Origin of the sequence: Streptomyces sp. NPDC001530 (assembly GCF_042894545.1) — a bacterium.
In the GTDB taxonomy this organism is placed as follows: Bacteria; Actinomycetota; Actinomycetes; order Streptomycetales; family Streptomycetaceae; genus Streptomyces.
The window spans coordinates 32,276-55,016 of the sequence record NZ_JBIAVS010000009.1; the positions used below are offsets into that span (position 1 = coordinate 32,276).

At 69.4% G+C, this 22,741-nt stretch carries 24 protein-coding genes and 3 pseudogenes; 9 read left to right on the plus strand and 18 right to left on the minus strand.

Going from position 1 to position 22,741, the window contains the following annotated elements:
• Positions 1-212 precede the first annotated feature (212 nt).
• From ACFY0T_RS19385 to ACFY0T_RS19395, 3 genes are all read right to left on the minus strand, one after another.
• Entirely contained in the window at positions 213-980 is a 768-nt protein-coding gene (locus ACFY0T_RS19385; RefSeq protein ID WP_388871621.1) for a glucose 1-dehydrogenase, read from the minus strand.
• A gap of 30 nt (positions 981-1,010) precedes the next feature.
• Positions 1,011-1,358: a cyclophilin-like fold protein gene (locus ACFY0T_RS19390; RefSeq protein ID WP_388871624.1), complete on the minus strand. Its 348-nt coding sequence runs from the start codon at positions 1,356-1,358 to the stop codon at positions 1,011-1,013.
• Between the two features lie 203 nt (positions 1,359-1,561).
• Entirely contained in the window at positions 1,562-2,227 is a 666-nt protein-coding gene (locus tag ACFY0T_RS19395; RefSeq protein ID WP_388871627.1) for an SDR family NAD(P)-dependent oxidoreductase, read from the minus strand.
• 197 nt (positions 2,228-2,424) lie between these two features.
• On the opposite strand from ACFY0T_RS19395, the gene ACFY0T_RS19400 reads away from it, so the two are divergent.
• Both ACFY0T_RS19400 and ACFY0T_RS19405 read left to right on the plus strand, forming a co-directional pair.
• Entirely contained in the window at positions 2,425-3,306 is an 882-nt protein-coding gene (locus ACFY0T_RS19400) for a helix-turn-helix domain-containing protein (RefSeq protein ID WP_388871629.1), read from the plus strand.
• A gap of 39 nt (positions 3,307-3,345) precedes the next feature.
• Positions 3,346-4,029: an N-acetylmuramoyl-L-alanine amidase gene (locus ACFY0T_RS19405; RefSeq protein WP_388871632.1), complete on the plus strand. Its 684-nt coding sequence runs from the start codon at positions 3,346-3,348 to the stop codon at positions 4,027-4,029.
• Positions 4,030-4,131: 102 nt separating this feature from the next.
• On the opposite strand, the gene ACFY0T_RS19410 is transcribed toward ACFY0T_RS19405, so the two are convergent.
• Positions 4,132-5,070, minus strand: coding sequence for an aldo/keto reductase (locus ACFY0T_RS19410; protein ID WP_388871635.1), 939 nt, complete (start codon positions 5,068-5,070; stop codon positions 4,132-4,134).
• Positions 5,071-5,169: 99 nt separating this feature from the next.
• On the opposite strand from ACFY0T_RS19410, the gene ACFY0T_RS19415 reads away from it, so the two are divergent.
• The gene (locus tag ACFY0T_RS19415; RefSeq protein WP_388871638.1) at positions 5,170-5,757 is read left to right on the plus strand and encodes a TetR family transcriptional regulator; all 588 of its coding nucleotides are present in this window, start codon (positions 5,170-5,172) and stop codon (positions 5,755-5,757) included.
• Positions 5,758-5,901: 144 nt separating this feature from the next.
• Here the strand turns inward: ACFY0T_RS19415 and ACFY0T_RS19420 are convergent, their stop codons facing one another.
• Positions 5,902-6,579, minus strand: coding sequence for an SDR family NAD(P)-dependent oxidoreductase (locus ACFY0T_RS19420; protein WP_388871641.1), 678 nt, complete (start codon positions 6,577-6,579; stop codon positions 5,902-5,904).
• A gap of 165 nt (positions 6,580-6,744) precedes the next feature.
• Here ACFY0T_RS19420 and ACFY0T_RS19425 point away from each other — a divergent pair, with 165 nt between their 5' ends.
• Positions 6,745-7,443: a TetR/AcrR family transcriptional regulator gene (locus ACFY0T_RS19425; protein WP_388871644.1), complete on the plus strand. Its 699-nt coding sequence runs from the start codon at positions 6,745-6,747 to the stop codon at positions 7,441-7,443.
• Between the two features lie 95 nt (positions 7,444-7,538).
• Here the strand turns inward: ACFY0T_RS19425 and moaA are convergent.
• From moaA to ACFY0T_RS19450, 5 genes and pseudogenes are all read right to left on the minus strand, one after another.
• Positions 7,539-8,526, minus strand: a pseudogene (moaA, locus tag ACFY0T_RS19430) (GTP 3',8-cyclase MoaA).
• Positions 8,516-9,625, minus strand: coding sequence for an XdhC family protein (locus tag ACFY0T_RS19435; protein WP_388871647.1), 1,110 nt, complete (start codon positions 9,623-9,625; stop codon positions 8,516-8,518). The pseudogene moaA and the gene ACFY0T_RS19435 overlap by 11 nt, the downstream one beginning before the upstream one ends.
• A 148-nt stretch (positions 9,626-9,773) precedes the next feature.
• Entirely contained in the window at positions 9,774-11,966 is a 2,193-nt protein-coding gene (locus ACFY0T_RS19440) for a xanthine dehydrogenase family protein molybdopterin-binding subunit (protein WP_388871649.1), read from the minus strand.
• Positions 11,963-12,943 (minus strand): FAD binding domain-containing protein, encoded by a 981-nt coding sequence (locus tag ACFY0T_RS19445; protein ID WP_388871652.1) that lies wholly within the window; start codon positions 12,941-12,943, stop codon positions 11,963-11,965. Before ACFY0T_RS19445 ends, ACFY0T_RS19440 begins: the two co-directional genes overlap by 4 nt.
• A gap of 10 nt (positions 12,944-12,953) precedes the next feature.
• Complete coding sequence (locus ACFY0T_RS19450; RefSeq protein ID WP_388871655.1) at positions 12,954-13,592, minus strand: (2Fe-2S)-binding protein; 639 nt, start codon at positions 13,590-13,592, stop codon at positions 12,954-12,956.
• Between the two features lie 403 nt (positions 13,593-13,995).
• Here ACFY0T_RS19450 and ACFY0T_RS19455 point away from each other — a divergent pair.
• Together ACFY0T_RS19455 and ACFY0T_RS19460 are read left to right on the plus strand one after the other, a co-directional pair.
• Positions 13,996-14,151 (plus strand): annotated as a pseudogene (locus ACFY0T_RS19455) (alcohol dehydrogenase); the annotation flags it as partial.
• Positions 14,152-14,443: 292 nt separating this feature from the next.
• Positions 14,444-14,623 (plus strand): annotated as a pseudogene (locus ACFY0T_RS19460) (alpha/beta hydrolase); the annotation flags it as partial.
• On the opposite strand, the gene ACFY0T_RS19465 reads toward ACFY0T_RS19460, so the two are convergent.
• The gene (locus ACFY0T_RS19465; protein WP_388872463.1) at positions 14,566-14,703 is read right to left on the minus strand and encodes a hypothetical protein; all 138 of its coding nucleotides are present in this window, start codon (positions 14,701-14,703) and stop codon (positions 14,566-14,568) included. The pseudogene ACFY0T_RS19460 and the gene ACFY0T_RS19465 overlap by 58 nt on opposite strands.
• A 257-nt stretch (positions 14,704-14,960) precedes the next feature.
• Between ACFY0T_RS19465 and ACFY0T_RS19470 the strand changes: the two genes are divergently transcribed.
• Positions 14,961-15,191 (plus strand): alpha/beta hydrolase, encoded by a 231-nt coding sequence (locus ACFY0T_RS19470; protein WP_388872466.1) that lies wholly within the window; start codon positions 14,961-14,963, stop codon positions 15,189-15,191.
• 62 nt (positions 15,192-15,253) lie between these two features.
• Here the strand turns inward: ACFY0T_RS19470 and ACFY0T_RS19475 are convergent, their stop codons facing one another.
• The 7 genes from ACFY0T_RS19475 to ACFY0T_RS19505 form a co-directional block, all read right to left on the minus strand.
• Entirely contained in the window at positions 15,254-16,675 is a 1,422-nt protein-coding gene (locus ACFY0T_RS19475; protein WP_388871658.1) for an MFS transporter, read from the minus strand.
• Between the two features lie 250 nt (positions 16,676-16,925).
• Positions 16,926-17,795: a helix-turn-helix transcriptional regulator gene (locus ACFY0T_RS19480; RefSeq protein ID WP_388871661.1), complete on the minus strand. Its 870-nt coding sequence runs from the start codon at positions 17,793-17,795 to the stop codon at positions 16,926-16,928.
• 92 nt (positions 17,796-17,887) lie between these two features.
• Complete coding sequence (locus ACFY0T_RS19485; RefSeq protein ID WP_388871664.1) at positions 17,888-18,226, minus strand: hypothetical protein; 339 nt, start codon at positions 18,224-18,226, stop codon at positions 17,888-17,890.
• A 48-nt stretch (positions 18,227-18,274) separates the two neighbouring features.
• Positions 18,275-18,976: a type 1 glutamine amidotransferase domain-containing protein gene (locus ACFY0T_RS19490; RefSeq protein ID WP_388871667.1), complete on the minus strand. Its 702-nt coding sequence runs from the start codon at positions 18,974-18,976 to the stop codon at positions 18,275-18,277.
• Between the two features lie 29 nt (positions 18,977-19,005).
• Positions 19,006-19,395: a nuclear transport factor 2 family protein gene (locus tag ACFY0T_RS19495; protein ID WP_388871670.1), complete on the minus strand. Its 390-nt coding sequence runs from the start codon at positions 19,393-19,395 to the stop codon at positions 19,006-19,008.
• Positions 19,396-19,431: 36 nt separating this feature from the next.
• Positions 19,432-20,031, minus strand: a complete 600-nt coding sequence (locus tag ACFY0T_RS19500) for a flavodoxin family protein (RefSeq protein WP_388871673.1) — start codon at positions 20,029-20,031, stop codon at positions 19,432-19,434.
• Positions 20,032-20,163: 132 nt separating this feature from the next.
• Positions 20,164-20,913: a helix-turn-helix domain-containing protein gene (locus ACFY0T_RS19505; protein ID WP_388871675.1), complete on the minus strand. Its 750-nt coding sequence runs from the start codon at positions 20,911-20,913 to the stop codon at positions 20,164-20,166.
• Positions 20,914-21,258: 345 nt separating this feature from the next.
• Between ACFY0T_RS19505 and ACFY0T_RS19510 the strand changes: the two genes are divergently transcribed.
• Positions 21,259-22,275, plus strand: coding sequence for a zinc-dependent alcohol dehydrogenase family protein (locus tag ACFY0T_RS19510; protein WP_388871678.1), 1,017 nt, complete (start codon positions 21,259-21,261; stop codon positions 22,273-22,275).
• Between the two features lie 86 nt (positions 22,276-22,361).
• Positions 22,362-22,733, plus strand: a complete 372-nt coding sequence (locus ACFY0T_RS19515) for a DUF2255 family protein (protein WP_388871681.1) — start codon at positions 22,362-22,364, stop codon at positions 22,731-22,733.
• Positions 22,734-22,741: the final 8 nt, after the last annotated feature.

Genomic DNA, 22,741 nt, shown 5'->3' on the forward strand with positions numbered 1-22,741 from the left:
CAGGCACGGTGACGGCCGTGTCCTGTGGCTGAAAGTCCGTCCGTTCCCGCACCGCCCGCTACCGGGCATCCGCCGAGTACGCTCACCGCGCCGGCCGACCTCGCGACGGCACGGGCCCTGTCCTCGAAGATGGTGGGCTCTTTCGCCGGCTGTTGATGCCTGATGCTGCCGTGAGGGCCGCCGTCCGTTGCGTGACGGCGGCTCCCACTTCGCTATCGGGCGACGTAGCCGCCGTCGACGGGGAGGGCGACGCCTACGACGAAACCGGCTCCCGGGCTGCACAGCCACAGGACCGCCTGGGCGATCTCCTCGGCCGTACCGAGGCGGTTGATGGGCTGGTTGGCCTCGGCCTCGGCGCGGTCCAGCTCCCCTTTGGCGATCATGTCGCTGACCATCGGGGTGTCGATGGTGCCGGGGCAGACGGCGTTGATGCGGATGCCGCGTGGGGCGTACTCCAGGGCGGCGCTGGTGGTCAGGCCGATCACGCCGTGCTTGGAGGCGTGGTAGGAGGCACGGCCGGGGAGGCCGACCAGGCCGCCGAGGGAGGAGCAGTTGACGATGGCGCCGCTGCCCTGGGCGCGCATGTGGCGGAGTTCGTGTTTCATGCAGGCCCATACGCCGCGGAGGTTGATGGCGTTGACGCGGTCGAAGCGTTCGGCGGGTTCGTCGGCGGCGTCGCTGGGCGGGATCTGGATGCCGGCGTTGTTGTAGGCCATGTCGAGGCGGCCGAAGATCTCGACGGTGCGGTCGACCACGGCCGCCACCTGGTCCTCGTCGCTGACGTCGCAGGTGAGGGCGTGCGCCCGGTGGCCAGCGTCGGTGAGTTCCTTGACGGCTGCGTCCAGGGCGGCTTCGTCGATGTCGGTGAGGACGACGGCGGCCCCGGATGCGGCGAAGGCGCGGGCGGTCGCCAGGCCCATGCCGGAACCGGCGCCGGTGACGAGGGCGACCTGGCCGGTGAAGTCGTAGGTGGGGTTCACGTGTCTTCCTGCCGTTGAGAGTGGGCCTGGTCAGGAGGCGGTTTCGATGGTGACCTCGGAGGCGGTCGCGAGGCGTTCGGTGTCGCCGTTCACGCTGCCGAGGATGATCAGGCCGGCGTCGCTGGAGCCGCTGCCTCGGTAGAAGAGGGCCACATTGCCCCAGGGGGCGTAGTACGCCAGGTCACCGGGCTTGGCCTCGGCGGCGTCCGGGGCGCCGGAGGTGGACAGCCGACGGGGCAGGTCAGCGATCTTCTCGGTCTCGTGGAAGTCGCTCAGGTTCAGGGTGAGCGGGAGCAGAGCGGCGAAGTCGCGGGCCGTGGCGCTGTCGTTCAAGGTGGCGTCGACCCGGTGGCCGTCGAGGGTGAGCCGGAGGTTCATGGCGGTGCCCTTGTCATCGGACGGTGCGGCTGGTGCCGTGGCCGTCGGCGTTCGCTGTGACGCGGACGCGGCGGACGGGGACGGGGAAGACGGGGACGGTGGCGCCTCGTCGGTGCAGGCGGTCACTGCGAGCAGTAAGACGGTCGGGACGGCACGGGCGAGGCTGGAACGGGTGGTCGGGCTCACGGCATCCTCCGGGGGTGTCAGTCGGGCAGGGGCTCGGCGTAGTGGCGGAAGCCGTCGCGCTTGAGATGGATGTCGTACAGGCGGTGGGCCAGCACCTCGGGGCTGCTGTGCTCGGCGTCGGGGCGGATGGCGCCGGGGATGATCAGCTGGGCGGTGTGGATGTTCTCCGGGGCGAGCGCGTCGTGGAGCATGTGGGCGTAGGCGCTCTCGGCCGCGAAGGCCATGGAGGTGCCGGCGACCTTCGGGTTGGGGCGTACGGCGCTGCCGCCGTTGACGAACAGCAGGGTGCCGCGGCCGAGTTCGCGCATGCCGGGCAGGACGGCGTTCACCGCGGTGACCGGGCCCTTGACGGAGAAGGCGAGGGGCGCGTCGAGGTCGTCGGCGGTCGTCTCCAGGACCGGCTTCATGAAGTCGGCGCGAGGGACGGGGCTGTACTGCAGGATCTCGATGGGCCCCAGGGCGGCTGCCGCCGCATACAGTGCCGCGTCCAGTGACTCGATGTCGAGGACATCAGCGGTGAAGCCCCGCGCCTGGATTCCGTCGCGAGCCAGCTCGGCGGTCAGGGCGTCCAGCTTCTCGGCGCTGCGGGAGATGAGGGCGACGGTGTGGCCGGCGGTTCCGAAGCGGCGGGCGGTGGCGAGCCCCAGGCCGGGGCCGGCGCCGACGAGGGCGAAGGTCGTCATGGTGAGTCCTTGTGGGTGGAGGAGCTTCCATCAGGGGTGGGGAGGATCTTGCTGGCACAGCGCTCGGGATCGTCGTGCAGGCTGCTGTATGTCGAGCCTCACACGCCGAGGCAAGGGCCAAAAGCGGAGAAAGACATCCGGGGAGGGAGACATCCGGGGAGGAAACTCTCCCTCCTTCCTCTGGTCCGTTCGGTGTCATGCTGAGCGGCATGACCGGCAACGTTCCCCTCAACGAACTGGGAGAATTCCTCAAGAAGCGCCGCGCCGAGCTGAGCCCGCGCACCGTCGGCCTGCCCGACAACGGCGGCCCCCGCCGGGTCGCCGGGCTGCGCCGCGAAGAGGTCGCCCAGCTCGCCAGCATCAGCACCGACTACTACACGCGTCTCGAACAGGGCCGTATGCAGGCGTCCGCACCCGTGTTGGACACGCTCGCCCGGGTGCTCCACCTCGACGACGACGAACGCGGCTATCTCTTCCAGCTCGCCGGCAAGACCACCACCCGCGCCCGCAGCCGGGGGCGGCAGAAGGTCCAGCCGCAGTTGCAGCGCGTGCTGGACGACCTCACCGCCACCCCGGCCATCGTGCAGGGTCGGCGCGGGGACATCCTGGCGTGGAACGCGCTGGCGGCCGCGCTGGTCACCGACTTCTCCCGGATCCCGGAGAAGCACCGCAACTACCCGCGGATCAGCTTCACGGATCCGGCCATGCGCACGCTGTACGCCGACTGGGAGACCTCCGCACGGCTCGCCGTGGCGCAGCTGCGGATGGAAGCCGCGCAGTATCCCGAGGACCCTCGCCTCATCGAGTTGGTCGGTGAACTGTCCCTGCGTGACAAGCAGTTCGCCCAGTGGTGGGGCGACCACCGGGTCGCGGCCCGCACGGTGGGCACGAAGACCCTCAACCACCCGGTGGTCGGCGAACTTGTCCTGGACTGGGACACGTTGACCGCCAACACCGACCCCGACCAGCACCTCACCGTCTGGACGGCCGCACCCGGCTCCCCCACCCACGAGCGGCTGCGCATCCTCGCCTCCTGGGCCGCCGACCAGAACCTGCCGGCCTCTCCCCCTCTGGCTTGATCACGGCCGGGCCCCTATTCGCCGAGCAGGCACTTCACCATGAACGACATTCCCAGCGCCCAACTGCCGCCGCCCCGGCGTGAGCTCTCCCGCCCCACCGCGACCCGCCGGACCCTGCTGTTCGGTGCGGGAGCCGCGCTGGTCGTCGGCCTCGGCAGCGCGGCGGCCCGCGTCGGCGACGACCTTCCGGGACAGCGTGGCGCGCTGCGGGACGGAACGGTCGACCAGTCCTCCGCCCAGTGGATCGCCGCGTCGGCCGCCAACTACCGCTACGCCGACCGGCCCGGCAACTACACCATCGACCGCATCGTCATCCACGTCACCCAGTCCCGCTTCACCTCGGCCGCCCGGGCCTTCCAGGACCCGGGGCACCGCGCCTCCGCCCACTACCTGGTCCGCGCCTCCGACGGACACGTCGCACAGCTGGTCCGGGAGGCGGACGTGGCGTATCACGCGGGCAACCGGGAGTGGAACGAGCGCAGCATCGGCATCGAGCACGAGGGCTTCGTCGACGCGCCGGACCGCTGGTTCACCGATGCCGCCTACCGCGCCTCCGCCGAGTTGGCGGCAGCCATAAGCGCCCGCTACGACATCCCCGTCGACCGCGAGCACATCGTCGGCCACAACGAAGTCCCCGGCGCCACACACACCGACCCGGGCCCGTACTGGGACTGGGACTGGGACTGGGGACGCTACCTGCGCCTGGTACGCGCCGCCAGGTAACAGGCGCCCGTTACACACGAGTTGAACGATGAGTGCGGGTTGCCTGCCCGTAGCGGTCAGCGGGCTCCGGTGGGGCGGTGAGCGGGTGGGCGGGTGCGGGTGTCACATACCGCGTCCGCCGATGCCGCCGTCGGGTGCGATCTCGTCGATGCGGGCGAGGTCGTCGGCGGTCAGCTTGAGGTCGGCGGCGGCGATGTTCTGCGCGACGCGCTCGGGTTTGCGCGAGCCGGGGATCGGAACGATGTAGTCCTTCTTCGCCAGCAGCCAGGCCAGAGCCAGCTGCGACAGGCTGACGCCCTTGCTCTCCGCAAGCTTGGTGAGCTCGCTGACGATGGAGATGTTCTGGTCGAAGTTCTCCGGGGCCCACCAGGGAATCATCTGGCGGAAGTCGCTCGCGTCGTAGTGCTCACGGGACTTGACCGCGCCGCTGAGGAAACCGCGGGCGAGCGGGGAGTAGGCGACCAGCCCGATGCCGAGCTCCTCCAGTACGGGGAAGAACTGCTCGGAGTCGTGGGCGAAGATCGAGTACTCGTGCTGCAGGACCGAGATCGGGTGCACGGCGTGGGCGCGGCGGATGGCGTCGGTGTCGGTGTTGGACAGGCCGAGGTACTTGACCTTGCCAGCCTCGACGAACTCCTTCATCGTGCCCACCACGTCCTCGATCGGGACGCTCGGGTCGGGGCCGTGCTGGTAGAGCACGTCGATGACGTCGACGTTCAGGTTGCGGAGGCTGTTGTCGACGACCTCCCGGATGTGCTCCGGCTTCGAGTTCGGAGCGAAGGTCGGGGTGAGGCCGAACTTCGTCGCGATCGTCACCTCGTCGCGGATCGGGGCCAGGGCGTTGCCGAGCAGCTTCTCGCCCTCTCCCCAGCCGTACATCTCCGCGGTGTCGAAGTGGGTCACGCCGAGTTCGTGAGCGTGACGGATCGCGGCGATCGACCCGGTGTCCTCCGAGGGGCCGTAGCCGACGGCGGTACCCATCGCGCCGTAGCCGATCTCGGAGACTGTCAGGCCCTGGCGACCCAGATTGCGCTGCTGCATGTTCTACTCCTGTAAGTCACACCAAACGGTTCGGTTTGACCATACAGCCATGAGCCGCCGCTGCCAAACCAAACGGTTCGGTTGGGTAAGCTGGGCCTCATGGCCTCCCGTAGCAGCGTCACCGACGCCACCAGTGACCGCATCATTTCCGCGGCCACCACCGAATTCGCCCGTCACGGCATCGCGGGAGCACGGGTGGAGCGGATCGCCAAGGCGGCGCGCACCAGCAAGGAACGCGTCTATGCGTACTTCCGCAGCAAGGAGGCGCTCTACCGGTTCGTCGCCGGCCGGGAGCTCGCGGCCATGGCCGAAGCCGTTCCCCTGGATCCCGCCGACCTTCCGGGCTACGCCGGCCGCATGCATGACCACGCCATCAGCCACCCCGAACGCCACCGGCTGATGATGTGGGGCCAACTGGAGCTGCCGGCCGGGGAGGCTCCCTCTGACGACCCGGTACAGGAGTCCCTGCGCCGCAAGATCGAGCTGGTACGCATGGCACAGGAGGCCGGTCACCTCGATCCCGCATGGGAGCCGGAGGACATCCTCGTGTTCGTCAGCCAGCTGGCTCTGTCGTGGGCCGGCCAGACCGACCTCGCTCCCCTCGGCGAGGAACGTGCCGCCTTCCTGGCGACCCGCCGGGCAGCCATCGTCGCCGCCGTCCAGCGCCTCTTCCCTGCGACGGCATGAACCGGCAGTAGCGACCCGACGGGTGATGCGCTCCGATGAACGTGTTCCTGCGAGTCCTGCAGGGCAGCGGAACCTTCTGCCGGGATCGCGCCACGGCCGCAACACCGCGGCGCGATCGGGGTTCGATGAGAGAGCCGGGCGATCTCAGCGCTTGAAGACGAGCTCGGCCTGATCGCGCTTGGTGGTGTGCAGGCCCCAGTAGACGGGGGAGATCTCCTCGGGCCGGGCCGTCGGGAAGTCGGGGATGACCGACATGCCGATCGACACGTCGATGCCGACATGGGCGGCCTGGATGCCGGTGCCGCCCAGCTCCTTGTGCAGGTTGATCGCCCAGTTGCGGAGCGCCGCCGCGGCCGCGTTGACATTGCCGACCTGCGGGACGGGGTCGATGGAACCGGCGCCGGTGGTGTAGAGCAGGGTGCCCGCGCCGGCCTCCCGCATCGCGGGCAGAACTGCCTTGGTCGCGGCAATGGCTCCGTAGAGCTGGAACTCGATCTCGTGCTGGACATGGGATGGTTCGGTGTCGACAGGAGTGGTCAGGACGGTGGAGCCGAAAGTGCCGACCGGGGAGTACTCCAGGACGTCGATCCCACCGAACCGCGTGGCGGCGTCCTTCAGCGCCTGGGTGAGGGCGTCGCGATCGAGTACGTCCGCCGGAAACGCGGCGGCGGTGATGCCCTCGGCGGTGAGTGTGGCGACGAGATCGTCGAGCTTGGTGCGGTTACGGGAGATCAGGGCTATGTCGTAGCCGTGGGAGCCGAAGGTACGGGCGATGGCCAGGCCCAGCTGAGGGCCGGCTCCGACAATGGCGATGCTGGTCACAGCGATCCTTTCGTAGAACGCCGTCGAGGAGATGGACAGCGTCGATAGAGACGGGGCGACGCGGAAAGGACTATCCGTTTCGAGATCCGGATAGCCCTTTCCGGTTCACTGCCACCACCGTAGCAGACGAAATGGATAGGGCTTTCCGATTGCTAGACTGCCCCCATGAATCCCGGCGACCAGCACTTCGACGCCCCCGCCGCCCAGCCCGTGCGCAGTGACGTCGAGCGCAACCGGGGGCGGATCCTCGCTGCCGCACGCACCGTGTTCGGACGTGACGGCCTGGGCGCCTCCATGGCCTCCGTGGCCCGCGAGACAGGCGTCGGGATCGCCACCGTCTTCCGTCACTTCCCGGCCAAAGAGGACCTGGTCGCCGCCGTCTTCGCCGACCGCATGGACGCCTACGCCGACGCGGTCGCCGCCGCACTCGAAGACCCCGATCCCTGGCATGGCTTCACCGGCTACATCGAGGCCGCGTGCGCGATGCAGGCCGCCGACAACGGCTTCGCCGACGTCCTGACCATGACCTTCCCCACCGCCAAGGCCATGGAGCAGCGCCGGAACGAGGCGTACGAGGGCATGGTGCAGCTCATCGGTCACGCCAAGGCCACGGGCCGGCTGCGCGAGGACTTCGACCCCTCGGACCTGGTACTGCTGCACATGGCCAACCTCGGCGTCGTGAACGCCTGCGGCGATGCCGCTCCCGACGCCTGGCGACGCGTTGTCGCCCTGATGATCCAGTCCTTCGAGGCCCCGGCCCGGGCCCCCCTTCCCGCCTCGCCCGAGCACGACGCCCTCTACAGGGCCATGCTCCGCGCCGTCCCGGCAGGCGACACCGCGCGGAAGTCGCAGCAGAACAGCTGACCCCCTGGGCCCCTCCGTCAGCCGCCGGAGCCGGGCGCGGCGGCGATCAGTGGCACTGCTTCTCCAAGGAAGCCTCTCTCCTGGGAGAGAACTGTCTAGCCTCCGATCGCTGACATCGATCGGTCCGGCTGGACGAACGTCGGGTCGTCCAGGCCCGCGCCTGCCTTCTTGCCCCACATCGCCACCTTCCAGATGCGGGCTATCTCCTCGTCCCCGGCGTCCGAGCGGAGCGCCGCCCGCAGGTCGGTCTCCTCGCGCGCGAACAGGCACGTCCGTACCTGGCCGTCGGCGGTGAGGCGGGTGCGGTCGCAGGCGGCGCAGAAGGGGCGGGTGACCGAGGCGATGACGCCCACGACGTGCGGGCCGCCGTCCACCAGCCAGCGTTCTGCCGGGGCCGAGCCGCGCTTCTCCGAGCCCTCCTCCGTCAGCTCGAAACGGGTACGGAGCGAGGTGAGGATGTCGCCAGCGGTGATCACGCCGTCGCGCTTCCAGCCGTGCTGGGTGTCCAGGGGCATCTGCTCGATGAAACGCAGCTCGTAGTCGTGCTCGACCGCCCAGGCCAGCAGGTCCGGGGCCTCGTCGTCGTTCAGGCCCGGCATGAGGACCGAGTTGACCTTCACCGGGGTCAGGCCCGCCTCGCGGGGCGTAGAGGCCCTCGATGACGTCCTTGTGGCGGTCCCGGCGGGTGAGGGTCTTGAAGACGTCCGGGCGGAGGGTGTCCAGGGAGACGTTGACCCGGTCCAGGCCCGCCGCCTTCAGGGCGGTGGCGGTGCGCTTGAGGCCGATGCCGTTGGTCGTCAGCGACATCTGCGGGCGGGGCTCCAACGCCGCGACGCGCTCCACTATGCCCACCAGGCCCGGGCGCAGCAGCGGCTCGCCGCCCGTGAAGCGGACCTCCTCGATGCCGAGGGAGGTGACCGCGGTGTCGATCAGGCGGACGATCTCGTCGTCCGTGAGCAGGTCGGGCTTGGCCAGCCACTGCAGGCCCTCCTCGGGCATGCAGTACGTACAGCGCAGATTGCACCGGTCGGTCAGCGAGACTCTCAGGTCGGTGGCCACTCGGCCGTAGGTGTCAATGAGCATGGATCGGACCGGTGACCCGGGCCAGAGGCAGGCCGGTGCTCTCGTTGGCGTGGGCGATGATCTCGGCGGTGATGGAGATGGCCGTCTCCTCGGGGGTGCGGGCACCGAGGTCGAGGCCGATCGGGGAACGCAACCGGGCCAACTGCCCTTCGATGACCCCGACTTCACGCAGGCGGCGGAGGCGTTCGTCGTGTGTGCGTCGCGAGCCCATCGCACCGACGTAGCCCACAGGCAGGTCAAGTGCCCGCTGCAGCAAGGGGATGTCGAACTTGGCGTCATGGGTCAGCACACACACGGCCGTACGACTGTCCACGGCCGCCCGTGCCAGATAGCGGTGGGGCCAGTCGACGACCACCTCGTCGGCGTGCGGGAAGCGGACTTCGGTGGCGAAGACGGAGCGGGCGTCGCACACGGTGACGTGATAGCCGAGGAAGCGGCCGGCCTGGGCGAGGGCGGCGGCGAAGTCGATGGCGCCGAAGATGAGCATGCGAGGGCGGGTGGCGGCCACGTGGACGAGGACGGTGAGCTGCTCGGGGCAGGTGTCGGCGTCTCCGCCGAGAGAGACAAGTCCGGTGCTTCCGCTGCGGAGTTGGGCGGTGGCGCGGTCTCCCACGGCCCGGCCGGTCGGCCCGTCGCCGAGCGCGCGGTCGGCGATCCAGCTGTCGCCGAGCACGCTCAACGTGGCGCCGAGCAATCCCTCAGGCCCGTCCACGACCTGGGCGATGGCGGCGGGCCGTCCCTCGACTGCCTCGGCGAACGCGGCGCCGAGTTGCGGCTGGGCGCCGGGGTCGATGCGCTGGACGAGAACGCCGAGTTCACCGCCACAGGTCAGCCCGACGGCGAAGGCGTCGTCGTCGGAGTAGCCGAACCAGGTCCGCTGGACAGGCCCTTGGTCCTGCAGCACCTGCCGACACAGCTCGTACACCGCCCCCTCGACACAGCCACCGGAGATGCTGCCGATGGCGTTGCCGTCCTCGTCGACCGCCACCGACGTCCCGATGGGCAGGGGTGCGCTGCCGGTGACGTCGACGACGGTGGCCAGGGCGAAGGGGCGTTCCTCGCGGCACCAACGGTGCAGTGTGTCCGCGATGTTCAGCATGGGGGCTCCAGAACAGACGATCGCTGTCACAGAAGGTGGGTCGGGCCGCCGCCGCGTCCACGGGGGCGCATGCGCGGCGGCGACCCTTGGAGGTCCGGCAGCCGTACGGGGGGGTCGGCTGCCGGACCCGTTTATGGAGGCGGTGTCGTCAGAGCAACGCCTCGGCGGTGATGGGCAGTTGGCGGATCCGTCGGCCGGTGGCGTTGAAGACCGCGTTGCCGATCGCGGCCGCCACACCCACCTGGACGACCTCGCCGAGTCCCTTGACGCCCAGCAGGTTGCCGGCGTTGTCCTCGCCCTCCAGGTAGATCGACCTGATCTCGGGGACGTCGGCGTTCACGGGCACGAGATAGTCGGCGAGGCCGGAGTTCACGATCCGCCCGTCGCGGTGGTCGGTGACCGTGTGCTCCAACAAAGCCTGGCCGATGCCGCCCACGATCCCGCCGAAAGCCTGGCTCTCGGCGAGCTTGGGGCTGATGATCCGCCCCGCGTCGTACACGCCGAGCATCCGCCGCACTCGCACCAGCCCCAGGTCCGCGTCCACCGATACCTCGGCGAAGGTCGCGCTGTAGGCGAAGTAGGCGGACCGCTCGGATCCAGGCCCTTCGTAGGAACCGTTCGCCTCCAGGTGGGAGCGGTCATTGCGGGCCAGCAGGCTCTTGTACGTCTCCCCGCGCGCCGTGTTGTTCCGGTCGTGCAGTCGGCCGTTGCGCACGACGACGTCGTCCGCGTTCACTCCGTACAGCGGCGACTCCCGGTCCTCCACGGCCAGCTTGATCGCCTGCTGCCGCACCTTGTTGCAGGCGTCGACGACGGCCGAGCCGACACTGGCCATGGTCGACGAACCGCCGTGCGGCGAGGTGAACGGATACTCCGAGTCCCCCAGCCGGAACGTGACCGTGCGCATGGTCAACCCGAGGGCGTCCGCGGCGACTTGGGTCTGGGAGGTGTACGTGCCCGGCCCCATGTCGGTGGTGGCCGCCTCCACGACCGCCGTGCCGTCGGCATCCAGCCGCGCCCTGGCCTGCCCCGGATACCGCCCGCAGTCGTAGGCCCCGGCGGCCATGCCCAGGCCGATCAGCAGGTTCCCGTCCCGTGTGGAGCGCGGCTCGGGGTTACGCCGGTCCCAGCCGAACTCGCGGGCGCCTACCGTGTAGCACTCGCTCAGTCGCCGGGTGGAGAACGGCTCGTTCGTCGACTCGTCCTCGGCCGGTTCGTTGCGCCGACGCAGCTCGATCGGATCGACGCCGAGTTCGTGCGCGAGCTCGTCCATGGCCGACTCGATCACGAACGACGCGGGGGCGAAGCCGGGTCCGCGCATCCAGATCGGGGTGTTCACGTCCAACGGCACCTGCCGGTACGCCTGGCGGACGTTGGGCATGCTGTACATCATCTGGCCCGTGCCCAGGACGGCCTCGAAGAACGTCTCGTACGACGAGGTCTCGTGGTCGATGTCGTGGATCGCGGCGTTCAGCCGACCGCGCCGGTCGCTGCCGAGGCGCAGCCGGTACTCGTAGGCCGGCCGGAATCCGGTGCCGAAGTACATCTGCTTGCGCGACAGCACCAGCTTCACCGGGCGCCGCGTCACCCGCGCGGCCAGCGCGGCGACGATCGTGTGCGGCCAGCAGCGCAGTCCACTGCCGAAGCCACCGCCGACGAACGGGTTGATGACCCGCACCGCGTCCGCCGGGAGGTCGAAGACCGCGGCGATCTCGTCGTGCGTGCCCATCACCCACTGCGTCTTGTCCCACACCGTGAGCCGGTTGCCGTCCCAGCGGGCGACGGTGGCGTGCGGCTCCATCGGGTTGTGGTGGTTTCGGGCCAGTTCGTACGTCAGGTCCAGCCGTACGGCGGACGAGCGCAGCCCTGCTTCCGCGTCCCCGCGCGCGTAGTTCGTGGGGTCGCCCGGCTTGGCCTTGGTGATGTCGGTCGAGGGCTTTTCGGCGTCGTAACGGACCTTGACCAGGCTGGCGCCGTGTTGGGCGGCCTCCAGGGTGGTGGCCACCACAACGGCGACGGGCTGGCCGTGGAAGAGCACCTGGTCGTCCTGGAAGACGCGCAGTCTGCGCCCGGCCGGGTTGTTGGACCCGGCGTTGTCGCGGTAGGCCAGCTTCGGGGCGTTGCCGTGGTGGATCACCCGTAGCACGCCCGCGTGTTTCTCGGCGGCGCGTGTATCGATGGACCTGATGCGGCCGCGTCCGATGCTCGCGTCGACGATGACGGCGTGCACGACACCCTTGATGTCGTGCTCCGCGGCGTACTCCGCCTTGCCCGTGACCTTCAGCCGACCGTCCACCCGGGACAGCGGCGCACCTACGGCTGCCTGCGGCTGGGGGCTCATTCCATTTCTCCTACAGTGCGCAGCTGGCGTTCGACGGTTCGCTTCAGGAGCTCGACCTTGAACCGGTTGTGCTGGAGGGGGCGGGCGCCGTCGGCCGCGTGACTGGCGGCTTCGGTCCACAGTCGGTCCGAGGGGCGCTCGCCGATCAGGGCCCGCTCGACGGCGGACAGCTTCCACGGCACCGTGGCCACACCGCCAGCCGCGACCTTCGCCTCGCGGATCACTCCGCCGCGCACATGCAGCGCGACGGCCGCCGAGGCGAGCCCGAACGAGTAGGACTGCCGGTCGCGGATCTTCAGGTAGGCCGACTTGAGCGGGCGCGGATACGCCGGGATCTGGACCGCCGTGATCAACTCACCCCGCCGGATGTTCTGTTCGCGCTGCGGAGTGCTGCCGGGCCGGAGCAGGAAGTCGGCGAAGGGCAGGCTGCGCTCCTTGCCGTCCGGGGCCTGCAGATGGACGGTCGCCTCCAGGGCGGTGAGGGCCACGGCGAAGTCGGAGGCGTGAACGGCCACGCAGTGATCGGAGCCGCCCAAGATCGCGTGACCGCGGTTGTAGCCGTGCAGGGCGGCGCAACCGGAGCCGGGCTCGCGCTTGTTGCAGTCGGCGGTCACGTCACGGAAGTACGTGCAGCGGGTGCGCTGCATGATGTTGCCGCCGATGGTGGCCATGTTCCGCAGCTGGGCCGAGGCGCCCCGCAGGGCCTGGGCGGCCACCGGGTAGAGGGAGTTCAGCTTCGAGTCCGCGGTGGCCACCGACATCGGGACCAGGGCGCCGATGAGGATGCCCCCGCCCTTGGTGGCAGTGATCTCACGCAGGGGCAGCGCACTGATGTCGACCACCGTGTCGGGGGTCTCGACGGTCTCACGCATCAGGTCGACCAGCGTGGTGCCGCCGGCGATGTAGCGGCCGCCGCGCCTGCCGGCGTCCAGGGCTTCCCGGACGCTGCTCGCGCGGGTGTAGGCGAAGGGATACACGGGCCGCTCCCTACTTCCGGGCGGCGGTCTGCTCGACCGCGCGCACGATCTTGACGTAGCAGCCACAGCGGCAGACGTTGCCGCTCATGTACTCCCGGATCTCCTCCGGCGAGTTGGTGTGGCCCTCCTGGATGCAGCCGACGCCGGACATGATCTGGCCCGGAGTGCAGTACCCGCACTGGAAGGCGTCCTCGTCGATGAACGCCTGCTGCAACGGGTGCAGTTGGTCGCCCTTGGCCAGGCCCTCGATCGTGGTGACTTCGGCACCCTCCAGCCGAACGGCCAGCGTCAGGCAGGAGTTGACCCGCTGCCCGTCGACCAGCACCGTGCACGCCCCGCAGGCCCCGGCGTTGCAGCCCTTCTTGGAGCCGGTCAGGTCGAGGTGCTCGCGCAGCAGGTCGAGGAGCGAGGTGCGGTTGTCCACCGTCACGGTGCGGCGGGTGCCGTTGACGGTCAGGGAGACCTGGCTGGAGGGCGCCGCTTCCGCGGCGGTGGCCTCCTCCGAGCCGGCGAGGAACGTCCCTCCGGCCACCACGGCACCGCCCACCACGACACCGGTGGCGATGACGGTACGCCGGCTGGGCCCCGAGGGGGACTCACCCGATTCCGTCGAGGGTGGAACTGCGGATTCAGAGAGGTCAGCAGACATACGTACGCCTTCGCATCACGGACGGGACAGACGTGAACAACAGCGGGGCAGCAGGCGCGGGATCAACGCCGCCGCGAGGAAAGGGCGACCGCGCGCCTTGGCAGCGGCGGCCGATCACGCCGGAAGTCTTGCATCACCGGCGGCACTCGCGGCAGGGAGACTTTTATCCCCCCTTTGCCTTCTCGTGGTCTTCTCCATGGCAAGGAGGCGGTGAGCGAACTGGATTCTTGAAGGCATGGCGCATTTCGCGCGCTGCCGGGCTGGAGCCTGACCCTGCCGGTAGTAGGAACCGCGAACGTAGGCACATTCCTGCCCTGGGTGATTTCCCGGTGGCGAGACATGCTCGTCACCGTGCCTGCCGGAAGGCAGCCGGGCGCGAGAGCACCGCTAGGAGATCCCCCACATGACCACCGTTGCTGCTTACGCCGCTCCCGCCGCGAAGGCTCCGCTGGAGCGCACCACCATCGAGCGGCGCCCGGTCGGCGAATTCGACATGTTGATCGACATCAAGTTCGCCGGTATCTGTCACTCCGACAGCACCCGCCGCTTCGACGGCTACAACTACTTCAGCGAGCACCCCGAGGTCGCTGTCGACTGGTTCGACAGCCACGTCCGCTGACGAACAGCCCAGGAAAGACAGGGACATGGCCCCCACGGACAACTACATCTTCGACCTCGACGACAACGTCACCCGCACCCCGGTGTCGTACAAGAACAGGTTCGGCGTCACCATCGCCGCGGACCTGTACCGGCCCCGGGACTTCGACGCCTCTCAGCGGGATCCGGCGCTGATCGTCGGCGCGCCGCACAGCGCGGTCAAGGAGCAGGGTTCGGGCATCTATGCCCAGACCATGGCCCTGCGCGGCTTCGTGGCGCTCGCGTTCGACCCGTCGTTCAACGGCTACAGCGGCGGCGAGCCGCGGCACATCACCTCGCCGGAGATCTTCACCGAGGACTTCAGCGCGGCGGTCGACTACCTGGGCACGCGTGACTTCGTGGACCGCGAGCGCATCGGCGTGATCGGCATGTGCGGCAGCGGCGGGTTCGCCATCAGCGCCGCCCAGGTCGACCGGCGTATCAAGGCGGTCGCGACGACCAGCATGTACGACATCGCCCGGGCCTACTCGAAGGGCTACCAGGACTCGATCACCGAGGAGGACCGCATCCACATTCTCGACGAGCTCGCCGAGCAGCGGTACGCGGACTTCGAGGCCGGGCATCCCGCACTGGCCCCGCGCGGGGCCCCGATCGGTTTCGACGAGAACACCGACCCGATCGGTCGCGAGTTCGGCGAGTTCTACTCCACCCCGCGGGGCTACCACCCCAACGCCATCACGCAGTTCACGCTGACCAAGCACCATGGCGTACATGAACTTCCCGCTGCTGATGCACATCGCGTCGATCTCGCCGCGGGCCCTGCTGTTCGTCGTGGGCGAGCACGCGCACTCGCGCTACTTCAGCGAAGATGCCTGCGAACTCGCCGCGGAGCCGAAGGAGTTGTACGTCGTCCCGGGTGCCAACCACGTGGATCTGTACGACAAGACGGACCTGATCCCGTTCGACAAGCTGGAGGAGTTCTTCACCAAGAACCTCGCGTGAGCGGTGCTCGCAGAAAAGCCGACCCGGGGCTGGCCCCGGGTCGGCTTTCGGTCTGTCGGGGCTCAGCGCCGCCGCAGACGCAGCACGGGGACCAGGTTCAGGAGCAGCCCGATCGCCGCGACGCCGGTGACCAGGTTCAGGCCGGGCCGGAAGGCGGTGAAGTCGCCGCCGCTGTCGCCCGCTTGAGCGACCACGGCGGTGAGTACGGCGAGGACGAGGGCGGCACCGACCTGGCCCGAGGTCTGCACCAGGCCAGAGGCGAGGCCCTGTTCGGAGTCGTCGATGCCCTCGGTGGCCTGGGACATGATCGCGCTGTAGCCGAACGCGAAGCCGCCGCCCAGGAGCAGCAGGGACGGGAGCATGGCGAGCAGGTAGTCGGGTGAGGAGCCGGCCGTCGCCAGGAACCACACGTAGCCGAGCGTCAGCGAGGTCATCGAGGCGATGATCAGCGGTGCTGTGCCGAAGCGGTTGACGAGTCTGCCGGTGAGGGGCGAGCCGACGGCGACGATCAGGCCGACCGGCAGCAGCGCGAAGGCCATGCGCAGGGGCGACCAGCCGAGCCCGTCCTGGAGGTACAGCGTCATCATGAACTGGAAGCTGAGGTAGGAGCCCATCAGCGCGACGATGCTGAGGTTGGCCCGGACCGTGGTGGCCTTGCGCAGGATGCCGAAGCGGACCAGCGGATGCCGGACCCGCTGCTCGATCAGGACGAAGGCGAGCAACAGCAGGGCGGCGAAGCCGAAGGCGGCGAGCGTCGCCGCGGAGGTCCAGCCCGTCTGCGGGGCCGTGACCACGGCGTAGACGGCGAGCAGCATGCCCGCGGTGAGGGTGACCGCTCCGGCCGGGTCCTGGCCGCCGGTCTCGGTGCGGCGGTCGCGCGGGATCAGGATCAGGCCGACGACCAGGGCGAGCAGGGCGAGCGGGACCGGCATGAGGAAGGTCCAGCGCCAGCCGATCCCGGTGAGCAGACCGCCCAGGATCAGGCCCGAGGAGTAGCCCAGGGCGCCGAAGAGGCTGAAGACCGACAGCGCCCGGTTGCGCTGCGGGCCCTCCGGGAACGTCGTGGTGAGGATCGACAGGCCGGCGGGCGCGGTGAAGGCGGCGGCCACGCCCTTGACGAAGCGGGTGGCGATCAGCAGCGAACCGCTGTCGACGAACCCGCCGAGCAGCGAGGCGGCGGCGAAGACGGCCAGCGCGACGAGGAAGACCCGGCGGCGGCCCAGCAGGTCGGCGGTGCGGCCGCCGAGCAGCATCAGGCCGCCGTAGCCGAGGACGTAGCCGTTGATGATCCACTGCAGTGAGCCGGTGGCCATGCCGAGGTCGTGGCCGATGGAGGGCAGGGCGACGCCGACCATGGAGACGTCGAGGCCGTCGAGGAACAGCACGAGGCACAGCACGGCGAGGACGGCCCAGAGGCGGGCGGTCCAGCGCGGTTCGGGGGCGGCCGAGGGCAGCGTCCCGGGGCGGGACTGGGTCAGGGACATGGGGAAAGGGGTCTCTTTCCTGGCGGATGAGCAGGCAGGTCGGACGCCTCGGCGCTGAGGAAACCGGTTCTGTCGGTGGGGAGAAGGCCGGACCACGGGCGGGGACGCGCGGCGCGGTGGGCCTCGTGACGAGCGTGCCAGGAGAGCCGTACACGAAAGGGAGAGCCTCTTCCTAGGCGCGGGGCGCGTAGGAGGAGGCTCCCCCTTTGAAGGGAATACCTGGGCGACGAAGGGAATGCCCGAGTGGCGGTCAGGCGGGGCTGTCGCTGGTCGAGTGGCTCGGGTCCGCTGCCCAGGAAGCCAGCATGCGCAGGCTGTCATGCGTCGGGGTGCCGGATTCGGCGGTCCAGACGATGATCGCCAGGTCGGGGACGGCGGCCCAGGTGACGGCGTTCCAGTCGAGGTGCAGGTCGCCGACGACGGGGTGGCGCAGGTGCTTGGTCCCGGTGTCCCGGACGGCGACGTGGTGGGAACCCCACCACTGGCGGAACTGCTCGTCCCGGACCGAGAGTTCGCCCACCAAGGAGGTCAGCTGCGGGTCACCGGGGTTGTTCGCGTTGTGCATCCGCATCTGCGCGATGGCGAGCCGGGTGACGCCCTCCCAGTCCGCGTACAGCTCGCGCATCGCGGGGTCCGTGATGAGCAGCCTGATGTAGTACCGCTGCTTCTCGGGGATCTTGCCGAAGTCGGTGATCAGGGCGGCGCCCATGGCGTTCCAGGCGACGATCTCGGTGCGCGGCCCGATCACGAACGCGGGAGTGTGCGCCATGTCGTCGAGCATGCGCTGCAACTGCGGCTGCGCCTTGAGGCGCGGCTGCCGGCGGGGTGGGCGGAATTCGTCCTTGGCCGCGAGCTCGTACAGGTAGGCGCGCTGATCCTCGTCCAGGCGCAGCACGCGGGCCAGGGACTCCAGCACCGACGGCGACGGCTGGATACGGCCCTGTTCGAGGCGGGCGTAGTAATCGGTGCTGATGGCCGCCAGTACAGCGACCTCCTCACGGCGCAGGCCCGCGACGCGACGCGAGCCGCCGTCGGGCAGGCCGACGGCGGCCGGGTCGAGCTCGGCACGGCGCGCCTTGAGGAATTCCCCCAGATCGTGGCGGTGAGGATCGCGGTTCATGCCATCACCCTGACACCGGAAAGCGGTGTTGTCAGGGGGAGAGATTTGTCCCTGGAAGTCCTCACCGTCGAGAAGCGCGCTGCCCTGTGGGATCAGCGGACGCGGGTCCACTTCCCGTGGAGCTGGACGAACTCGCCACCGATGACCGAGCTGGCCATGCAGGTGCCCTCGGTGTAGTCCTCGATGTGAGTGACGTGGTCACCAGCGTCGGGCTCGGTCCAGCGGACGACGAACAGGCCGTGGCGGAGCTGGGTGGTGGTGTACTCCATCGTCTGCTTACGGCCCTTGATGGCGCCGCCCGTCACCTCGAAGCTGACCTGGGTCGCCGAGTCGAAGGTGATCTCCACCGTGAAGTGGCCAAGCGGGGTGTCCGGGCCGAGGTCCGCCAGCCAGGTCTGGCCGACGCTGGGGAGAGTCGCGTTGCTGTCCATCGGTACTACCTCTTTCTTTGAACCTTTGAGCGGCGGTGCGGGGTGTCGTCAGCCGAGGGTCTTGACGACTTCCTGGGCCAGCGGGACGGCCGAGGCGGGGTTCTGGCCGGTGATGAGGTTGCGGTCCACCTCGAGGTGGGGGGCGAAGTTCTCCTCACCCTTGTGGTAGTCCGCGCCCACGTCCGAGACGAGACGGTCCTCAAGCAGCCACTTCGCCCGGTCCGCGAGGCCGTTCTGGATCTCCTCGGAGTTGGACAGACCGGTCAGGCGGTAGCCGGAGAACGGGGACTTGCCGTCGGCGTCCACGGTGGACAGCAGCGCGGCCGGGCCGTGGCACACCAGCGTCACGAGCTTGCCGGAGGCGAGCCAGTCGCCGAGCAGCTTGCCGGCCGCGGGGTCGTCGGACAGGTCCTCCATCGGGCCCCAGCCGCCGGGGACGAACACGGCGTCGTAGTCGTCGATGTTCACGTCCTCAATACGGATGGGGTTCGCCAGTTCGGTGGCCTCGCGCAGTGCGGTCTTCATCTGCTCGGCGCCCTCCTCGCCGCCGTTGAAGTCCGGGGTGAGGCTGAGGTCGTCGGCGGTCGGCGGGACGCCACCGGGGGTGGCCGCGGCGATCTCGTAGCCGGCCTCCTTGAAGACGCCGTACGGGCCGATGGCCTCCTCGGCCCAGAAGCCGGCCGGCTGCTCGAACCCGTCGGCCAGGGTCCAGTGGTCGGCGGCGGTGATGAGGAAGAGGATCTTCGCCATGGGGTGCTCCCAGGGGTGAGTGCGGGCGGTCAGTTGTTCGCGGCCTGCTGGACGACGTGGCTGTCGGCGGCCTGTACGAGGTGGGTGAGCTTGCCGTCGCCGACCGTCCACAGGTGGATGAAGCGGGCGTCCGACTCCTCACCGGACTTGGCCACAGCGTGGTAGTGACCGCGCACGAACACGTGCTCACCGGCGTCGTAGAACTCCTCGGCCACCGCGCCAAAGGAGGTGAAGCGCGGCGCGAGCCGGCCGAAGAAGTCGCCGCCGGCGCTCGCCCAGGTCTTGTAGACGCCGCCGTAGGGGAAGCCGGGGGTGATGTCCCAGACGATCTCGGGGTCGATGACCTCCGCGACGACGTCCGGGGCCATGCCGGAGTCGTAGAGGCGGCGGACGAGAGCGAGGTTCGGGGAATCGGACATGAGGGTGCTCCTTGGGGATCTACAGGGGGGCTTGTCTCAGGCGGCGAGAGCGGCGCGGCCGGCGCGGAAGAAGGCGGTCTGCTGCGCGACGCGGGCGCCGAGGCCCTCGGCGGTGGCGATGTCCGACTTGTGGACCGCCTCCGGGCCGGCATCGACCGGGGTCTGCGCGCCCGCACCGACGAAGTAACCCAGACGGTTGATGTCGTTCTCGCTGCCCTCGGTGGAGGCCCAGCCCGGCTGGACGCCGAGGCTGACCCAGTGCATACCGTGCTGGGCGGCCATGGTGAAGAAGTAGCCCAGGGTCGAGGACTTGTCGCCGTTCTTGGCACCGGAGTTGGTGAAACCGGCGGCGATCTTGTCGACCCAGGTCTGGGTGAACCAGCGCTTGCTGCTCGCCTCGGCGAAGGTGTGGAAGGCGGCGGAGGCGGTGCCCATGTAAGTGGGGGCACCGAAGATGATGGCGTCGGCGGCGTCCAGCTGCGTCCACTGCTCGTCGGTGATCGTGTCCACGGGGATGGAGATCACCTCGGCACCGGCTTCCGCGGCACCGCGCGCCACGGCCTCGGCTATGACGGCGGTGTGGCCGTAGCCGGAATGGAAAGCGACGGCGACAGTGGGGCGGGAGGTGGAGGACATGGGGGTATTGCTCCTCGAAAAGGATCTCGAAAGGGATTGCGTGAATCGTGCTCTGGAAGCATGGCACGGAATTCAACAGCGAGGGTAGGAAGGATTTATCCCTGGCTTTACGCCGGGAATCGTCTGCCGATTTTACGAATTCATGGCGGAGGTCGCCGCCCAGGAGGAAAGGAAGCGCAGGCCCTCGTACGTACGCGAGTCGGGTTCGGCGCTCCAGACGATCAGCTGCTGGTCGGGGTCGGCCACGCAGGTGAGGGCGTCCCAGGCGAGGGAGAGTTCACCGGCGACCGGGTGGTGGAACACCTTGGTGCCGCCGGTCCGGGGCACCACAGGGCGGCCTCCCCACCACTGGCGGAACTGGCCGTCCTGCACCGACAGCTCACCGACGAGGTCGGCCAGTCTCCGGTCGCCGGGGCAGGCCGCGGCCTGCTGCCGCAGGACGGCCACGGCGTTGCGGGCGGAGTCCTCCCAGTCGGCGTACAGCGTTCTCATAGCCGGGTCGGTGAAGAGCTGCCGGACGTAGTTGCGCTGGGGCTTGGGGACATTCGCGAAATCGGTGCAGAACAGAGTGGCGGCCATCGGGTTCCACGCCAGGAAGTCCAGGTGCTGGCCCAGAATCACGCCGGGGGCCACGCTGAGCTCGTTCAGCACGGTACGCAGCCGGGGGTGCGCCTTCTGCGGCGCCCGCCGCCGCGCCCGACCGGCCTCCTTCCCGGCCAGCTCGAACAGCTGGTCCCGCTGGTCGTCACTCAGGTGCAGGACCCGGACGAGCTCGGACAGCACGGACGCGGACGGGGCCATACGGCCCTGCTCCAGACGGGTGTAGTAGTCGGTGCTGATGGCGGCCAGCACGGCCACCTCGTCCCGGCGCAGGCCGGCCACACGCCGGCGCCGGTCGGTTTCGGGCAGACCGACCGTGCGGGGGCTGAGCTCGGCCCGGCCTTCAGGAATTGACCCAGCTCCTTACGGTGCGCACTGCTGTTCATACTGGCCAGTCTGCGCTGTCTGCCACTCGGCTGGGTAGGAAGGTTTTATCCCTGGATACATCTCTCCGGGGGTGTAATTCTCCTCTGTACGGGCCCTGCGGGCGGTGACAGAGTCAGAGACCGGCAATTATTTTCACAGGCCGTCGGCGCTTCTGTACACCATTTCCCTTTTGACCATCGTCGACGAATCCGGCACGTCCGGGTGACACCGCTGCCCGAGAAACGCATCAGGAGAAAAGTCATGCGCGCAACCGTGATCCACGCCCCCGGTGACATCCGGGTGGAGGACGCCCCCGAGCCCAAGATCCTCAAGCCGACGGACGCGATCATCCGCACGGTCGCCACCTGTGTGTGCGGCTCGGACCTGTGGCCGTACCGCGGCCTGGAGGCGGTCGGCGATCCGCACCCTATGGGGCACGAGTACGTCGGGATCGTCGAGGAAGTGGGCAGCGAGGTCGGCAACGTCAAGCCGGGCCAGTTCGTGGTCGGCTCCTTCGCCACCTCCGACAACACCTGCGCGAACTGCCAGAAGGGCTGGCAGTCCTCCTGCCTGAACCGCGAGTTCATGGGCACCTGCCAGGCCGAGTACGTGCGCATCCCCAACGCCCACGGCACCCTGGTCGCCACCGACGAGCACCCCTCCGGCGAGTTGGTGCCGAGCCTGCTGGCCGTGTCCGACGTGATGGGCACCGGCTGGTACGCGGCCCTCGCCGCCGAGGTCAAGCCCGGCTCGACGGCCGTCGTGGTCGGTGACGGCGCGGTCGGCCTGTGCGGTGTCATCGCCGCGAAGGAGCTGGGCGCGGAGCGGATCATCGCCATGTCCCGGCACGAGTCCCGGCAGAAGCTCGCCCTGGAGTTCGGCGCCACTGACATCGTCAGCGAGCGCGGCGAGGAAGGCATCGCCCGCATCAAGGATCTGACCGGCGGCATCGGCGCCGACTCCGTTCTGGAGTGCGTCGGCACCTCGCAGTCCATGAGCCAGGCTCTCCACTCCGCCCGCCCTGGCGGCAACGTCGGCTTCGTCGGCGTCCCGCACGAGGTGGCCGTCGACGGCCAGGAGCTGTTCTTCTCCCAGGTCGGCCTGCGCGGCGGCCCGGCGCCTGTCCGCCGCTACCTGCCCGACCTGATCGACCGCGTGCTGTCCGGCCACATCAACCCGGGCAAGGTCTTCGACCTCACGCTGCCGCTGGAGCAGGTCGCCGAGGGCTACAAGGCGATGGACGAACGCCGCGCCATCAAGGCCCTCCTCAAGCCCTGACCCGATCGCCTCGTGGGCGTGAGCTGCGCCGGCCGCGCTCACGCCCACGAGGGCCCCCGCCGCACGGTCGTGAAGGAGGCAAGCCCATGACGACCTGGACGAACGACGAACTGACCCGGATCGAGCACGCCGAGGAACTTCAGATGACCCCCTCGCGCAGCGACGGAACGCCACGCACACCCGTGCCGATCTGGGTCGTCCGCGACGGCGACGACCTCTACGTCCGCTCCTTCCGCGGCAGCGCCGGCGCCTGGTACCGCGCGGCCCGGGCCAGCCACGAGGGCCGTATCCGCTCCGGCGGCGTCGACAAGGACGTCACCCTCATCGAGGTCACCGCCCCCGGCGTCAACGACCGTATCGACACCGCCTACGGCACCAAGTACGGCCGCTACGGCACGAGTTACATCGATCCCATGGTGGCCTCGCGGAACACGACCCTGAAGCTCGCACCCCGTTGAACAGCGGC

Bases quoted from the DNA above. Each gene is read 5' to 3' on its own strand.
- ACFY0T_RS19390 (WP_388871624.1), bottom strand. From the start codon at position 1,358: ATGAACCTCCGGCTCACCCTCGACGGCCACCGGGTCGACGCCACCTTG.
- ACFY0T_RS19395 (WP_388871627.1), bottom strand. From the start codon at position 2,227: ATGACGACCTTCGCCCTCGTCGGCGCCGGCCCCGGCCTGGGGCTCGCC.
- ACFY0T_RS19400 (WP_388871629.1), top strand. From the start codon at position 2,425: ATGCTGAGCGGCATGACCGGCAACGTTCCCCTCAACGAACTGGGAGAA.
- ACFY0T_RS19405 (WP_388871632.1), top strand. From the start codon at position 3,346: ATGAACGACATTCCCAGCGCCCAACTGCCGCCGCCCCGGCGTGAGCTC.
- ACFY0T_RS19410 (WP_388871635.1), bottom strand. From the start codon at position 5,070: ATGCAGCAGCGCAATCTGGGTCGCCAGGGCCTGACAGTCTCCGAGATC.
- ACFY0T_RS19415 (WP_388871638.1), top strand. From the start codon at position 5,170: ATGGCCTCCCGTAGCAGCGTCACCGACGCCACCAGTGACCGCATCATT.
- ACFY0T_RS19425 (WP_388871644.1), top strand. From the start codon at position 6,745: ATGAATCCCGGCGACCAGCACTTCGACGCCCCCGCCGCCCAGCCCGTG.
- ACFY0T_RS19435 (WP_388871647.1), bottom strand. From the start codon at position 9,625: ATGCTGAACATCGCGGACACACTGCACCGTTGGTGCCGCGAGGAACGC.
- ACFY0T_RS19440 (WP_388871649.1), bottom strand. From the start codon at position 11,966: ATGAGCCCCCAGCCGCAGGCAGCCGTAGGTGCGCCGCTGTCCCGGGTG.
- ACFY0T_RS19450 (WP_388871655.1), bottom strand. From the start codon at position 13,592: ATGTCTGCTGACCTCTCTGAATCCGCAGTTCCACCCTCGACGGAATCG.
- ACFY0T_RS19465 (WP_388872463.1), bottom strand. From the start codon at position 14,703: ATGTCGTACATGCTGGTCGTCGCGACCGCCTTGATACGCCGGTCGACC.
- ACFY0T_RS19470 (WP_388872466.1), top strand. From the start codon at position 14,961: ATGAACTTCCCGCTGCTGATGCACATCGCGTCGATCTCGCCGCGGGCC.
- ACFY0T_RS19475 (WP_388871658.1), bottom strand. From the start codon at position 16,675: ATGTCCCTGACCCAGTCCCGCCCCGGGACGCTGCCCTCGGCCGCCCCC.
- ACFY0T_RS19480 (WP_388871661.1), bottom strand. From the start codon at position 17,795: ATGAACCGCGATCCTCACCGCCACGATCTGGGGGAATTCCTCAAGGCG.
- ACFY0T_RS19485 (WP_388871664.1), bottom strand. From the start codon at position 18,226: ATGGACAGCAACGCGACTCTCCCCAGCGTCGGCCAGACCTGGCTGGCG.
- ACFY0T_RS19490 (WP_388871667.1), bottom strand. From the start codon at position 18,976: ATGGCGAAGATCCTCTTCCTCATCACCGCCGCCGACCACTGGACCCTG.
- ACFY0T_RS19495 (WP_388871670.1), bottom strand. From the start codon at position 19,395: ATGTCCGATTCCCCGAACCTCGCTCTCGTCCGCCGCCTCTACGACTCC.
- ACFY0T_RS19500 (WP_388871673.1), bottom strand. From the start codon at position 20,031: ATGTCCTCCACCTCCCGCCCCACTGTCGCCGTCGCTTTCCATTCCGGC.
- ACFY0T_RS19510 (WP_388871678.1), top strand. From the start codon at position 21,259: ATGCGCGCAACCGTGATCCACGCCCCCGGTGACATCCGGGTGGAGGAC.
- ACFY0T_RS19515 (WP_388871681.1), top strand. From the start codon at position 22,362: ATGACGACCTGGACGAACGACGAACTGACCCGGATCGAGCACGCCGAG.